A 14,621-nucleotide genomic window follows, 5' to 3' on the forward strand; every position below is an offset into this window, starting at 1 on the left:
CGAGGATCACTGACCGTAAACGAACGGCAGAACGATGCCGATGAGGGCGAGCGCCTCACAGAAGGCGAAACCAAGGATCTGGTTGGCACGGATCAGGCCGGCAGCCTCGGGCTGACGGGCAAGAGCCTGGGTGCCGTTACCGAAGACAATGCCGACGCCGATGCCGGGGCCGATCGCGGCGAGGCCGTAGCCGATGGAGCCGAGCGAACCGGTGACGGCGGCGAGGGTCTCAGTGGCAGCCATGCTGATTCTTCCTTTTCATTAACGGACCGGTGGGGGTTGGCCACCGGACGCTTCTTGGTGGTGCGGGCGAGGGCTCAGTGGTGCTCGGCGAGAGCGCCCTGAATGTAGGTGCAGGCCAGGAGGACGAAGACGTATGCCTGGACGGCCTGCACGAAGAGCTCGAAGCCGATCATGGCGATCGTCATCACGAACGAGACACCGGCGGCCGGGATCAGCCAGCTGTTCAGCAGGTACCAGGAGGCGACGGTGAACATCACCAGCATCAGGTGACCGGCGAACATGTTGGCGAAGAGTCGCACGGCGTGCGTGAACGGCCGGACCAGCAGGTTCGAGAAGAACTCGATGAACGAGACCAGCCACTTGATCGGGCCGAGCGAGTTGTCGTAGCCCGTGATGTTCTTCCAGCCGCCGACGAATCCGTGGCGCTTGAACGTCAGCGACACCCAGATCACGTAGACGATCAGTGCCAGCACGATCGGGTACGCGATGATCGATGACACGGGGAACTGTGCCAGCGGGATCACGGACCAGATGTTCATGATCCAGACGAAGAAGAAGATGGAGACCATCAGCGGGACGTACTTCTCGCCGTCCCGCTTGCCGAGGGTCTCGTAGACGATGCCGCGGCGTACGAAGTCGTAGCCGGCTTCACCGATCATCTGGAGCTTGCCGGGGACGACCTTTGCCTTCCCGAAAGCCAGCGTGAAGAAGGTGACGACGACCAACGTGGTGAGCAGCGCGAGCAGCATCACCTTGTTGAACTCGAAGCCTCCGACGGTGAAGATCGGCTGGAAAAGGAAGGAGTGCAGGCCCGGTGCCGGAAAGCCACAGCCGTTGTCGGCCATGATGCGGCAGCTCCAGTCAAAGGCGAGCGTGGTCTGTTCAGCACTCACCGCGGGCTCCTTCGGCGTGACGCATGGGTTCGGCAACCTCGTTGTGTCGGAGCGGCGCGCAGCCGCGAGTCGGCACCGGAGTGGTGTTTCGGATGTGGGGGCGGCGGTCAGGCATCGAAGCCTCGCGTCGAGCAGGCGTCAGCTCGGATGCCCGCGCCCGCAGTGCCGCAGTTGGCACCGGACGATAGCAGGGTCTCGAACGGGCATTTATACCGGCCCTACCTGTCACGTCGTGGACCCCGTCGTTTCGCCCTGACGGGGAGCAGACGGTTCGGGTTCGACGTAGAGCATCTTCGCCTTCATGTGGGCACGGGCCTGCGCAGACACCCAGACGAGCGTGGCGGCGACCAATGTCGCGGCGAACGCCTTGGGGTTGAACAGCGTCGTGTCCTTGAACGCCGCGACGAAGATGAAGAGCACCAGCAGCTGCGTCGTGTACAGCATCAGGCCCATGGCCTGGAAGAGCTGCGGGAACTGCTTGGCGGTCCGCTGGAGGACCACGATGCCGATCCCCATGAAGACGATGACCACCAGTGCGCCGACCGCCGCGCCGAGCGCCCCTTTTCCACCGGCGACCACTCCACTGATCGCAGCGGCGATGGCGCCGGCCGCGGCGGTGGGGACGGCGGTGTGAAGGAGTGAGCGTGCGTCGTTGGACGGCATGGCGGCAGCTCCGCTTGCTGGTGGGGGCAGTGGTGTCGTCATGGACGAGCGTAGTCCCGGTCCGAGATGGGTCTCGGGGCCAACCAACCGTCGCACTACGGTCCTTCGGCGCTGTCTCCGGGTCTCGTGAACGGTATCACAAACTATTTGATGAGGTCTTTACCCGAAGGTGTGCCAACTCTCACACATGAGAGTGAACGCGCCCGTGTGTGCACGACAAGCCGTCGCTATGTCTGGTAATAGGCGACATACCGGAAACCGTCAGCCGCGCGTGCCGGCCTTCCGCCGGTCAGGGAGGCGCGAACGAGCGCCGATCGCTGTCGCTCCGTTGACGCCCGCCGGAATCGGCGTCCGCTCCTGGGGCTCCGCGGCCGCCTCGGACTCCGCGGTACCGGACGCGGCCGGCTCGCCCTGCGCATCGTGCGCCGACGAGGCCGGGGCGAGGTGCGGCCGCACCGCACGACGGCGGTAGCGGGGCGGAACGAACGCCTCGGCCCAGCGCGGTGCCCGCGGGGTGAAGCGCGGCAGCAGCAGAAGCACCAGGCCGACGGCGCTCAGCGCGACGACGAGCATCACGATCCACATGGACGCCGAGTGCACGGAGTACGCGACCACGCCGAAGGCGATCAGCGCCGACCAGAAGTACATGATCAGGACCGCGCGGCTGTGCGAGTGCCCGATCTCCAGCAGCCGGTGGTGGAGGTGCCCGCGGTCCGCGGCGAACGGCGACTGGCCGTTCCAGGTGCGTCGGACGATCGCCAGCACCAGGTCCGCGACCGGGATCGCGATGATCGTCAGCGGCAGCAGCAGCGGGATGAAGACCGGCAGTGCCGCGTGCGTGGCCTCACGGGTGCTGCCCTCGAAGATCTTGAGAGCGTCGGGGTCCACCTGGCCGGTCACCGAGATCGCGGCCGCCGCCAGCACCAGACCGATCAGCATCGATCCCGAGTCGCCCATGAAGATGCGCGCCGGGTGCATGTTGTGCGGCAGGAAGCCGAGGCACATGCCCATCAGGATGGCGGTGAACAGGCTGGCGGGGGCCGCCGCCTCGATCCCGTAGCTGAACCAGATGCGGTAGGCGTAGAGGAAGAAGGCCGCGGCGGCGATGCACACCATGCCGGCGGCCAGTCCGTCCAGGCCGTCGACGAAGTTCACGGCGTTGATCGTGATGACGACGAGCGCCACGGTCAGCAGGGTGCCCTGCCAGGAGGTCAGCGAGACCGTTCCCACACCGGGCACGGGGATCCACAGGATCGTCAGACCCTGCATCACCATCACACCCGCGGCGATCATCTGTCCGCCGAGCTTGATCAGGGCGTCGATCTCGAACTTGTCGTCCAGGACGCCGATGATCCAGATCAGGGCGGCTCCGGAGAGCAGCGCACGCGGTTCGTTGGACAGCTCGAAGACGCTGTTCAGGTTCTGCAGATGGTCGGCGACCAGCAGACCGGCGCACAGGCCGAAGAACATGGCGATGCCGCCGAGTCTCGGCGTCGGCTCTCGGTGTACGTCGCGGGCACGGATCTCCGGCATCGCGCCGGTCGCGATGGCGAACTTCCGCACCGGACCGGTCAGCAGATAGGTCACCGCAGCCGTGACACAGAGCGTCAGCAGGTAATCACGCACGGGCTGCCCCACAGGAATCGCTGGCCATCTCAGCCCCACACCCTAGCTCTGGTCGCCCCATGGTTGAGGACATACAGGCGCCGGAGATGGTTGCAGATGCTTCCGGCTACCTCTGGTACGGCGGAAATCTACCGGCCATCTCACGCACGTCCGTACGGATCTTCCTCGCCTCCTCGCCCTCTTCACGAATCGCCGCGGTGAACAACGACGCGATCCGGCTCATCTCGGTCTCGCCCATGCCCTGGGTGGTGACGGCCGCGGTCCCGAGCCGGATGCCGCGACCGTCCCCGTACGGCAGCGCACAGGTGTCGAGGACCAGTCCGGCGGCGGCCAGACGACCGCGCGCGATCCGGCCGTCCACCCCCAGGGGCGCGGGGTCCGCGCTGATCAGATGGGTGTCGGTGCCGCCGGTGAGAACCGCGAAGCCCTCGTCCGCGAGCTCCTCGGCCAGCACGCGGGCGTTCGCGACGACCCGATGGGCGTAGGTCGTGAACGCCGGCGTCGCCGCCTCCCCGAAGGCCACCGCCTTGGCCGCGATCGTGTGCATCTGCGCGCCGCCCTGGGTGAAGGGGAACACCGCCCGGTCGATGCGCTCCGCGAGCTCCGAACCGCACAGGATCATGCCGCCGCGCGGTCCGCGCAGCACCTTGTGCGTGGTGGCGCACACCACATCGGCGTACGGGACGGGATTGGGCGCCGCGCCACCGGCGATCAGCCCCATCGGATGGGCGGCGTCCGCGATCAGATACGCGCCGACCTCGTCCGCGATCTCGCGGAACAACGCGTAGTCGGGGTGACGCGGATAGGAGATGGAGCCGCAGACCACTGCCTTGGGCCGGTGCTGCCGGGCCAGGGAGCGCACCTGGTCGTAGTCGATGACGCCGGTCTCGGCCTCGACGCCGTAGCCGACGAAGTCGAACCAGCGGCCCGAGAAGTTCGCGGGTGAGCCGTGGGTGAGGTGTCCGCCGTACGGCAGTCCCATGGCGAGCACGGTGTCGCCGGGCCGCAGCAGCGCGGCGTAGGCCGCGAGGATCGCGGAGGAGCCGGAGTGGGACTGCACATTGGCGTGCTCCGCGCCGAACAGGGCGGTGGCGCGCTGGACGGCGATGCGCTCGGCGGTGTCGACGAGTTCGCAGCCGCCGTGGTGACGGGCGCCGGGATAGCCCTCGGCGTACTTGTTGGCCAGCGGAGAGCCGAGAGCGGCGAGGACGGCGGGCGAGGTGAAGTTCTCCGCCGCGATGAGCTGGAGGCTGTCGCTCTGCCGTTGCTCCTCCCCCAGGATCACCTCGGCGATCTCGGGGTCCTGACGGCGCAGGGCGTCGAAGTCCCCACCGTGATGGCTGATGCGGGCGGTGTCAGGTGCTGCGGTGACCGGCATCTGTGGCTCCAGGCGTGGGCTGGCCGTGAAGTCCAATGTAGGCCGGTGGGCCGCGCGATGCGCGGCGATCGCGCCGTCCGGGTGGCCGGTGGCGGTCGGTGCCCTCAGCGCCGGGCGGGAATGCCCGTCAGCGCGGTGACGACCGGGTCCAGGGCCTGGTTGATCTCGTCGCCGATCGAACGGAAGAACGTGATGGGTGCGCCGTAGGGGTCGTACACCTCGTCAGCGTCGGGGCTCGGCGCCAGCAGCCAGCCGCGCAGCGCCGCCGCGGCCCTGACGAGTGCCCTCGCCCGCTCGACGACGCCCTCGTCCCGGGTGTCCGGCAGCGTGGCCGGGTCTATCGCCCGTACGAGCCGGGTGAACTCCTTCAGCGTGAACGTCCGCAGGCCCGCCGAGTGCCCCATCGAGATGACCTGCGCCCGGTGGTCGCGGGTCGCCGTGAGGACCAGGTCCGCACGGATGACGTGCTCGTCCAGCAGTTCGCGTCCCACGAACCCGGTCGCGTCCGCGCCGAAGTCGGCGAGGACCACCTCGGCGTTGGCCTCCATGGGTGCGCCCTCGTGGCCCCAGGTGCCGGCGCTCTCCACAATCAGTCCGCGGGTCAGCGGATCACCGAGGCGCACGCTGAGGGCATGCCGCGTCAGCCGCTCGGTGATCGGCGAGCGGCACACGTTGCCGGTGCTGACGTGGAGGATTCTGAAGGTGTCGACAGCGGTCGCCGCACCTATGCCACGCCCCTCAGGGGCGGTCAATTGGCCACCTCGAGGTCGGGTACGACTTTGCGGAGCTCGTCCGCGTCGAGCGCCCCCGCCCGCAGCAGAACCGGCACCTTGCCCGTGACGTCGACGATCGAGGACGGCACGATGCCCGGCGTCGGACCGCCGTCGAGGTAGACGGAGACGGAGTCGCCGAGCATGTCCTGCGCCGCGTCGCAGTCCTCGGGCGCCGGGTGACCGGTGAGGTTGGCGGACGACACGGCCATCGGGCCGGTCTCGGTGAGCAGTTCGATCGCGACGGGGTGCAGCGGCATCCGGATCGCGACGGTGCCACGGGTGTCCCCGAGGTCCCACTGGAGCGACGGCTGGTGCTTGGCGACGAGAGTGAGCGCTCCGGGCCAAAAAGCGTCGACGAGCTCCCAGGCCTGCTCGGAGAAGTCGGTGACCAGGCCGTGGAGGGTGTTCGGGGACCCGATGAGGACAGGGGTGGGCATGTTGCGGCCACGCCCCTTCGCCGCCAGGAGGTCCGCGACGCCCTCGGAGCTGAAGGCGTCGGCGCCGATCCCGTACACGGTGTCGGTGGGCAGCACGACGAGCTCACCGCGGCGGACGGCGGACGCGGCCTCGCGCAGGCCGGTCGTGCGGTCGGTCGCGTCGTTGCAGTCGTATCGCCGTGCCATCAGTGGGCCTCCTCGTACACGTACAAGATCTTCGTCGTCTGTGTCGTCTGCGCGGTCGCGGAGCTGATCACGGCATCGCCTTGCGGGCGGTGGCGAAACGCGGCCGCTTGTTCAGGTCGGGGTGGTCGGCCGCGTCCGCCCAGCCGGACTCCTCGTTGAAGATCCACGGCACCTGGCCGCCCTGGGTGTCCGCGTGCTCGATGACCACGAGACCGCCGGGGCGCAGCAGACGGTGCGCGGTGCGCTCGATGCCGCGGATGGTGTCCAGGCCGTCCTCGCCGGAGAACAGGGCCATCTCCGGGTCGTGGTCGCGGGCCTCGGGGGCGACGTACTCCCACTCGGTGAGCGGGATGTACGGCGGGTTGGAGATGACGAGGTCGACCTGGCCGTCCAGTTCGGGCAGCGCGGTGAGCGCGTTGCCCTGGTGGATGGTGACGCGGGAGCCCTCGGCGTTCTTCCGGGCCCAGTTGAGGGCGTCGTCGGAGAGCTCGACGGCGTGCACGCGCGAGCGCGGGACCTCCTGCGCCATCGCCAGCGCGATGGCGCCCGATCCGGTGCACAGGTCGACGATGAGCGGCTCGACGACGTCCATGGCCCGTACGGCGTCTATGGCCCAGCCGACGACGGACTCGGTCTCGGGGCGCGGCACGAAGACTCCGGGGCCGACCTGGAGCTCCAGATAGCGGAAGAAGGCCCGTCCGGTGATGTGCTGGAGCGGTTCACGGGCCTCGCGGCGGGCGATGGTCTCCCAGTAACGGGCGTCGAAGTCCGCGTCCTTGACGTTGTGCAGCTCTCCCCGCTTCACACCGTGGACGAAGGCGGCGAGCTCCTCCGCGTCGAAGCGCGGCGAGGGCACGCCGGCGTCGGCCAGCCGCTGGGTGGCCTGGGCCACCTCGGCGAGCAGCAGGTTCACTGGTCCTCCACCCGTTCCGTACGAGGTGTTACTGGGCGGCCGCGAGCTTTGCGGCGGAGTCGGCGTCGACACAGGCCTGGATGACTGCGTCCAGGTCACCGTCGAGCACCTGGTCCAAGTTGTACGCCTTGAAGCCGACACGGTGGTCCGAGATGCGGTTCTCCGGGAAGTTGTACGTGCGGATCTTCTCGGAGCGGTCCACCGTGCGGACCTGGCTGCGGCGCGCGTCCGCGGCCTCCTTCTCGGCCTCCTCCTGCGCCGCGGCCAGCAGCCTGGAGCGCAGGATACGCATCGCCTGCTCCTTGTTCTGGAGCTGGCTCTTCTCGTTCTGGCAGGAGGCCACGATGCCGGTCGGCAGGTGCGTGATGCGGACCGCGGAGTCGGTGGTGTTGACGGACTGGCCGCCCGGTCCCGACGAGCGGTAGACGTCGATGCGCAGGTCGTTGGCGTGGACCTCGACGTCGATCTCCTCCGCCTCGGGCGTGACCAGCACGCCGGCCGCGGAGGTGTGGATACGGCCCTGGGACTCGGTGGCGGGCACGCGCTGCACGCGGTGCACCCCGCCCTCGTACTTCAGCCGCGCCCAGACGCCCTGTCCGGGCTCGGTGGCGCCCTGGCCGCCCTTGGTCTTCACGGCGACCTGGACGTCCTTGTAGCCGCCCAGCTCGGACTCGGTGGCGTCGATGATCTCGGTCTTCCAGCCGACGCGCTCGGCGTAGCGCAGATACATCCGCAGCAGGTCGCCGGCGAACAGGGCGGACTCGTCGCCGCCCGCGCCGGCCTTGACCTCGAGGAGGACGTCCTTGTCGTCGCTGGGGTCGCGCGGCACCAGGAGCAGCCGCAGCTTCTCGGTGAGGTCCTCGCGCTGCTGCTCCAGCTCCTTGACCTCGGCGATGAAGTCCGGGTCGTCGGCGGCGAGTTCGCGCGCGGTCAGGATGTCGTCCCCGGTCTGCTTCCAGGAGCGGTACGTGCCGACGATCGGCGTCAGCTCGGCATAACGCTTGCCCAGCTTGCGCGCGTTCGCCTGGTCGGCGTGGACCGAAGGGTCGGCGAGCTTCTTCTCCAGATCGGCGTGCTCGCCGATCAGTTCCTCGACCGCCTCGAACATTCGGGGGCTCCTGGGGGGTGACGATTACTGAACGAGACCTACGGGACGGCAAAGCGCCGGTCCCAGCCGCCCCGCGCGGGGGTGGCCGAGGACCGGCGCAGTTGGCTCGCTACTTCTTGGCGGAGCCGGCCTTGCCGAAGCGGGCCTCGAAGCGGGCCACGCGGCCACCGGTGTCGAGGATCTTCTGCTTGCCCGTGTAGAACGGGTGGCACTCGGAGCAGACCTCGGCACGGATGGCGCCGCTGTCGATGGTGCTGCGAGTGGTGAACGACGCGCCACAGGTACAGCTGACCTGGGTCTCGACGTACTCGGGGTGGATGTCGCGCTTCAAGGTGTCTCCTAGTTTCGGGAGGGCGCCGGGTCGCACGCGCGGGATACGGGTGCGTGAACCGGGGCCGACGTACCAGTCTGCCAGGACCGGCCGTATCTCCCAAAACCGGGGTGCTGTCAGAACTATTCCGCGCGGTTGCGCAGCGTCCGCCGCGCCCGGACGGATGCGGGCTAGTGCGCCCGGACGACGGTGCCGGCGTCGCCCTTGTCGCCCGCCGAATCCTTGACCGCGGAGGCCGGGATGGGCTTGTCCTGCTTGAGCGCCGTCCACACCTGCTGACCGGCGGACTTGATCGGGATCACCCGGTTCGGGTCGACCGGGTCGTACTCGACCGGCATCGTGATCATCTGCACGTCCTGGGCGTCCAGGCCGCCGAGCCCCCTGGCGAAACTCATCAGCTCCGACACGGAGTCGAGCTCGGAGTCCGGGGTGATGGCCTTGGTCGCGGTGTCGGCGACGTCCAGCAGCTTCTTCGGGTTGGTCAGCACGCCGACGCTCTTGACCTGGTCGATGAAGGCCTTCATGAAGGCCTGCTGGAGCTGGATCCGGCCCAGGTCGCTGCCGTCGCCGATGCTCTTGCGGGTGCGGACCAGACCGAGCGACTGCTCCCCGTCGAGGGTGTGCGTGCCCGGCGCCAGGTTCAGATGGCTCTTGGAGTCGTTGATGGGCTTGGCGGTGGTGATCTTCACTCCGCCCAGCTTGTCGATGAGCTTCTTGAAGCCGGTGAAGTCGACCTCGATGTAGTGGTCCATGCGGATCCCCGACATCTTTTCGACGGTCTTCACCGCACAGGCCGGGCCGCCGGACTCGTACGCCGTGTTGAACATCGCGCGCCGGGAGCCGGAGACGGTCCTGCCGTCGCTGTCGGTGCAGTCGGGGCGCTGCACGAGGGTGTCGCGGGGCACGGAGACCACGCTCGCCGTCTTGTGGCCCTCGTAGACGTGCACGATCATCGCGGTGTCCGAGCGGGCGCCGCCCTCGTCGGGGCCGTACTCGGCATTGGCTCCGGCGCGGGAGTCCGAGCCGAGGACGAGGATGTCCATGGAGCCGTTGTCGACGTCGTCGGGCCGGTCGGTGCCGAGCTGGCTGTTGATGTCGACGCCGGTGATGTTGCCGTTGAGCTTGAAGTAGACGTAGCCGAGGCCGGAGCCACCGATGAGGACGAGGCCCGCCGTGGTCCAGGCGGCGACGGTCATGGCACGGCGGCCCGTGGAGGGCTGCTTGCGGCGCTTGCCGCGGCTGCCGCGTATTCGGCTGCCACTGCTGCTCTGCTCGGCCATGATCTCCCCTGTTCCGCCGTCTGCCGCTACCCCCTGCGCGCCGAACCAGGTGCGGTTTGTCTGACCCTGTCAATTTTTGCTCCGCCACTGGTGAGACGGCGCGGCGACGGAAAGGGTTGCACGCGGGCGTGAGAACCGGGTGAGAACGCGGCTGCGCCCGCCGTGCGGGGCACGACGGGCGCAGAGCCTGTCCCATCAGGGGTTTTCCCGGACGGGACGGTGGAGCGGGGTGGGGTGGGGGCGCCGGCGGGTGTGGTGAAGGTCCCACCGGCACCGCCCGCCTCAGCAGGCGTCAGGCCTCAGCCGAAGAGGTTGTAGGCCTGCCAGCCGGTGCCGAAGTCCTTGCGTGCACCGAAGATGCCACCGGTCGCCGCGCTGTTGCCGTTGCCCGGGTAGAGCCACAGCTTGCCGGCCGAGTCACGGACCAGGAGGTCGGCGTGACCGTCGCTGTTCACGTCACCGACAGTGACCAGCGCGGTGAAGCTGCTGAGGGTGAACTTGCCGACCAGACGGCGGGCCTCGAACGGGGTCGCGGCCTTGCCGGTGCCCCGGTAGAGGTACGTGGAACCGTCGGCGCCACGGGCCAGGACGTCGGGCTTGCCGTCGCTGGTGAAGTCACCGTGACCGCGGACGACTCCGTACTGGCCCCAGCCGCCACCGACCTGGACGGGGGCGGAGAAGCCGCCGTTGCCCTTGCCCGGGTAGAGGACCAGGTTGCCGGTGGAGTTCACGGTGAGCAGGTCGGGCAGCTCGTCGCCGGTGAGGTCACCGGGGATCAGGATCTGCTTGTTCTTGGCCCAGCCGGTGGACAGCAGCTTCGGGTCCTCGGTGCCGCTGTACATCCAGTAGGTGTAGCCGTTGCTCGTGCGGTAGACGAGGTCTTCCCAGTCGTCACGGTTGAGGTCGCCCTGGATCGCCAGGTTGACGCCGGAGAAGTTGCCGTGGTTCAGCGTGCGGGCGAACGAGGTGACCTTGGAGGTCCAGCCGAACAGCGTGCTGTCCGAGGTGCGGCGGGCCAGCACGTCGGCGGTGTGGTCGTTGTTCCAGTTCGCGTCGTCGACACGGGACTGGATGGGCGCGGAGTAGGTGGAGACCTTCGCGTACACGCCGTACTTCCCGACGGCGGAGCAGTCGATGTCGCCCCACGAGACCAGACCGACGAGCTTGCCGCCGACGACCAGCGGGCCGCCGGAGTCACCGTTGCAGGTGGTCTCGCTGGTGGCGTCCTCGCCGGTGGGCGGGGCACCCGCGCACAGCATGTGGCCCTTGATGAAGTCCGCGCCGTACGCACCGGCGCAGGAGGTGTCCGAGACGGTGTCCGCGTCGGCGACCTTCAGCGTCTGCGAGGCGCTGTCCGGCTCCGTGGAGCTGGTGCGGCCCCAGCCGTAGACCTTGCCGTCCAGGCCCGCCTGGTACAGCGCGCCGTCGGTCGGCTGCGCGAGCGGCAGCGGCTTGACGGAGACGGCCCTGTCGAGCGTGAGGACCGCGACGTCGTTGTCGAGCGAGACGGCGCTGTACGACGGGTGGTTCCACTGGCGGTACGCGCCCACGATCTCACCGCCGTGGAAGTCCCACACCGGGTTGCCGTCCGGGTCCGTCTCACCGGTCTGCGTCGGCAGCTTGTCGGTGCCGACGACGACTCCGCCGTCCTGGTACCACTTGATGCCCTTGACGCAGTGCGCCGCCGTGGCGACCTTCGTCGGGGCGATCACGACACCGCCGCAGAAGTAGCCGGCACCGGTGCTGTCGCTGAAGTGGAGCTGCGCCATCCACGGCGCCGCGGAGATGGTGGTCTCCTTGCCGCCGATGATGCGGCCGCTCGGCGCGGACTTGGCGCCGTCGGGCTGGCTGACCAGGGTGCGCTTGCTCTTCTCGTCGGCCTTCATCACCCCGGCGATCCTCTTGCGGAGCTCGGCCTGGGACGGCTTCGGGGGCTTCTGCGCCGTGTCACTCAGGCGCGGCACCTCCCCCGCCTCCGCGGACTGCGACCCGGACAGGGCGATGCCCGACCCGATCAGCGCGGCCACCACGGCCGCCACCGGTATCGCCAGTCTCATGCGGCGCTTGTGCCGACCACCACGGGTGCGAATCTGCACGCGGTATCCCCTTGGACTTGTCCCGGGAAGCGCGAAACCCCACCGGGAAACCGAATCGGTGGGGCGTGAAGAACGTCTGGGCAGCCCTGGTCCGAGGCCCCCCGGCCTCTCCTGGCGCTGCGCGATTCCCCCCTGGAATCCCCCACCACGAAGGCCCGATCATATGTGCGGGCACGAGGGATTGACCAGCGCCGGAGGGGACTTGGGAGAAAACGAGACCGCCCCGTCACCTCTGGGGGCGACGGGGCGGTCCTGTGGCGTACGGGAACGGCGTCAGTCGTTGCCGTTGCCGACCGACGGGGTCGTCTTCTGGATCTGGAGCAGGAACTCGGCGTTCGACTTCGTCTGCTTCATCTTGTCCAGCAGCAGCTCGATCGCCTGCTGCTGGTCGAGCGCGTGCAGCACCCGGCGCAGCTTCCAGACGACGGCGAGCTCGTCGCTGCCGAGCAGGATCTCTTCCTTACGGGTGCTGGACGCGTCGACGTCCACCGCGGGGAAGATGCGCTTGTCGGAGAGCTTCCGGTCGAGCTTGAGCTCCATGTTGCCGGTGCCCTTGAACTCCTCGAAGATCACCTCGTCCATCCGCGAGCCGGTCTCGACCAGCGCGGTGGCCAGGATGGTCAGCGAGCCGCCGTCCTCGATGTTGCGCGCGGCACCGAAGAAGCGCTTCGGCGGGTACAGCGCGGTCGAGTCGACACCACCGGACAGGATGCGTCCGGAGGCGGGAGCCGCGAGGTTGTACGCACGGCCCAGACGGGTGATGGAGTCCAGCAGGACGACCACGTCGTGACCCAGCTCGACGAGACGCTTCGCGCGCTCGATGGCCAGCTCGGCGACCGTGGTGTGGTCCTCGGCCGGGCGGTCGAAGGTCGAGGAGATGACCTCGCCCTTCACCGACCGCTGCATGTCGGTGACCTCTTCCGGACGCTCGTCGACGAGGACGACCATCAGGTGGCACTCGGGGCTGTTGACCGTGATCGCGTTGGCGATCGCCTGGAGGATCATGGTCTTGCCGGTCTTCGGCGGGGCCACGATCAGGCCTCGCTGGCCCTTGCCGATCGGCGCGACGAGGTCGATGATCCGGGTCGTCAGGATGCCCGGGTCGGTCTCGAGGCGCAGCCGGTCCTGCGGGTACAGCGGGGTCAGCTTCTGGAACTCCGGGCGCCCGCGGCCGGATTCGGCCGCCATGCCGTTCGCCGAGTCCAGGCGCACGAGCGCGTTGAACTTCTCGCGGCGCTCGCCCTCCTTGGGCTGACGGACGGCACCGGTGACGTGGTCACCCTTGCGCAGGCCGTTCTTGCGGACCTGGGCGAGGGAGACGTACACGTCGTTCGGGCCCGGCAGGTAGCCGGAGGTCCGGATGAACGCGTAGTTGTCGAGGATGTCCAGGATGCCCGCGACGGGGATCAGGACGTCGTCCTCGGAGACCTGCGGCTCGTTGCCGAACTCCTCGCGGCCACCACGGCGCCCACGGCGGTCGCGGTAACGGCCCCGGCGACCGCGACGGCCGCCCGCCTCGTCGTCGTAGCCGTCGTCCTGCTGCTGGCCGCCCTGGCGCTGCTGCTGGCCGCCACCGCCCTGCTGCTGGCGCTGGCCGCCCTGCTGCTGGTCGTCGCCCTTGCCGCGGCGGTCGCGCTGACGGTCACGGCGGTCACCGCGGTCGCCACGCTCACCGCGCTGGCCGCGCTCCTGGCGGTCGCGGCGGCCTTCGCCGTCCTGCTGCGAGGACGCGCCGACGGCGGTCTCGGCCTTGGCGTCCGGCTGTGCGTCCGTCTTGACGTCGACGGCCGTGTCGCCCTTGCTCTCGGCCCGGGCGTCGCCCTGGGTCTCCGGGCTGCCCGCCTGGGCGGTGGCACGGCGACGGCGGCGCTCTCCGGCAGGCTGGTCGTCTCCCCCAGAGCCTGCGGCCTGGGCGGTGCCCCCAGCCGGCTGTCCGGGGATGTCGATCTGCTGCTGGGCGGTGGCCTTCTCGGCCTTGCTCTCGGCAGCGGCGGCGGAGTCGCCCGTACGCGCCTTGGAGGTGGCACGGCGCTTCGGCTTGGTCTCGGCCTCACCGGCGCCGGCGTCGGCGCTCTTGGGCGCGGACGCCTTGGCCGGGGCCCCACTGCCGGACTGCGCCTCCTTGATGACCTCGATCAGCTGGCTCTTGCGCATACGCGCGGTGCCCCTGATGCCGAGGCCGGACGCGACCTGCTGCAGCTCGGCCAGGACCATGCCCTCGAGGCCGGTGCCGGAGCGGCGGCGCCGTGAGGTGGTGCCGGAGGAGGCAGCACCTCCGGCGGGCGCGGAGGTGTCGACGTTGTTGTCGGCAGTCACGCCCATCAGATCGGTGGTGTCGCTCACGAAGGGTCCTTCCCTGGAGCGGACGTCGGCCTTCTGGCTCGGCGACCGGTTGTGCTGTCCGGCGACGGCCTGTGACGTTGGATGTCGCAGAACGCTGCCGGGGCGGTGGTCCCGCCGGTGATGACGGCGGAGAGAAATACGTGCAAAGTCCGGCCCGAGGTCCCCCTGCTCGGCCCACTCCTGGAGAAGCGAGGGGTGTCGTGCCGGTTCCGGAGCGTGCTCGAAACTGCTCAGGCAGGCTGCTCAGGCAGTTGGGGAGGCTCCCGGAAGAATGGCGGTCCCTAAGGGGGACACGAAGCTCCGAGCCACAAAGGCATCGGTTGCAGACTTGAGGTTAACACTACCGGCTCC

General features: G+C 69.1%; 13 protein-coding genes. All 13 read right to left on the bottom strand.

Going from position 1 to position 14,621, the window contains the following annotated elements; all coding sequences use genetic code 11:
* Positions 1-6: 6 nt before the first annotated feature.
* Positions 7-243, bottom strand: coding sequence for an ATP synthase F0 subunit C (atpE, locus tag RPQ07_RS11795; protein WP_313944069.1), 237 nt, complete (start codon positions 241-243; stop codon positions 7-9).
* A 74-nt stretch (positions 244-317) separates the two neighbouring features.
* Entirely contained in the window at positions 318-1,088 is a 771-nt protein-coding gene (gene atpB, locus RPQ07_RS11800; protein WP_313948865.1) for a F0F1 ATP synthase subunit A, read from the bottom strand.
* 273 nt (positions 1,089-1,361) lie between these two features.
* Positions 1,362-1,799 (bottom strand): hypothetical protein, encoded by a 438-nt coding sequence (locus tag RPQ07_RS11805; RefSeq protein WP_313944070.1) that lies wholly within the window; start codon positions 1,797-1,799, stop codon positions 1,362-1,364.
* A 261-nt stretch (positions 1,800-2,060) separates the two neighbouring features.
* Positions 2,061-3,425 (bottom strand): undecaprenyl/decaprenyl-phosphate alpha-N-acetylglucosaminyl 1-phosphate transferase, encoded by a 1,365-nt coding sequence (locus RPQ07_RS11810; RefSeq protein ID WP_313944071.1) that lies wholly within the window; start codon positions 3,423-3,425, stop codon positions 2,061-2,063.
* Positions 3,426-3,531: 106 nt separating this feature from the next.
* Positions 3,532-4,803, bottom strand: a complete 1,272-nt coding sequence (glyA, locus tag RPQ07_RS11815; protein ID WP_313944072.1) for a serine hydroxymethyltransferase — start codon at positions 4,801-4,803, stop codon at positions 3,532-3,534.
* Positions 4,804-4,907: 104 nt separating this feature from the next.
* Positions 4,908-5,555, bottom strand: a complete 648-nt coding sequence (locus RPQ07_RS11820; RefSeq protein ID WP_313944073.1) for a protein-tyrosine-phosphatase — start codon at positions 5,553-5,555, stop codon at positions 4,908-4,910.
* Positions 5,552-6,199, bottom strand: coding sequence for an L-threonylcarbamoyladenylate synthase (locus RPQ07_RS11825; protein WP_313944074.1), 648 nt, complete (start codon positions 6,197-6,199; stop codon positions 5,552-5,554). Before RPQ07_RS11825 ends, RPQ07_RS11820 begins: the two co-directional genes overlap by 4 nt.
* A gap of 67 nt (positions 6,200-6,266) precedes the next feature.
* Complete coding sequence (prmC, locus tag RPQ07_RS11830; protein ID WP_313944075.1) at positions 6,267-7,112, bottom strand: peptide chain release factor N(5)-glutamine methyltransferase; 846 nt, start codon at positions 7,110-7,112, stop codon at positions 6,267-6,269.
* Between the two features lie 28 nt (positions 7,113-7,140).
* Positions 7,141-8,220: a peptide chain release factor 1 gene (gene prfA, locus RPQ07_RS11835; protein ID WP_313944076.1), complete on the bottom strand. Its 1,080-nt coding sequence runs from the start codon at positions 8,218-8,220 to the stop codon at positions 7,141-7,143.
* Between the two features lie 109 nt (positions 8,221-8,329).
* Positions 8,330-8,551 carry a 50S ribosomal protein L31 gene (rpmE, locus tag RPQ07_RS11840; protein ID WP_313944077.1) on the bottom strand — a complete coding sequence of 74 codons (222 nt, stop codon included), beginning with the start codon at positions 8,549-8,551 and terminating at the stop codon, positions 8,330-8,332.
* 170 nt (positions 8,552-8,721) lie between these two features.
* The gene (locus RPQ07_RS11845) at positions 8,722-9,831 is read right to left on the bottom strand and encodes an LCP family protein (protein WP_313944078.1); all 1,110 of its coding nucleotides are present in this window, start codon (positions 9,829-9,831) and stop codon (positions 8,722-8,724) included.
* A 299-nt stretch (positions 9,832-10,130) separates the two neighbouring features.
* Positions 10,131-11,888: a trypsin-like serine protease gene (locus RPQ07_RS11850; RefSeq protein ID WP_313944079.1), complete on the bottom strand. Its 1,758-nt coding sequence runs from the start codon at positions 11,886-11,888 to the stop codon at positions 10,131-10,133.
* 312 nt (positions 11,889-12,200) lie between these two features.
* Complete coding sequence (rho, locus tag RPQ07_RS11855) at positions 12,201-14,270, bottom strand: transcription termination factor Rho (protein WP_313944080.1); 2,070 nt, start codon at positions 14,268-14,270, stop codon at positions 12,201-12,203.
* Between the last annotated feature and the right edge of the window lie 351 nt (positions 14,271-14,621).

The organism is Streptomyces sp. AM8-1-1, from assembly GCF_032229325.1.
Taxonomy (GTDB): Bacteria; Actinomycetota; Actinomycetes; order Streptomycetales; family Streptomycetaceae; genus Streptomyces; species Streptomyces achmelvichensis.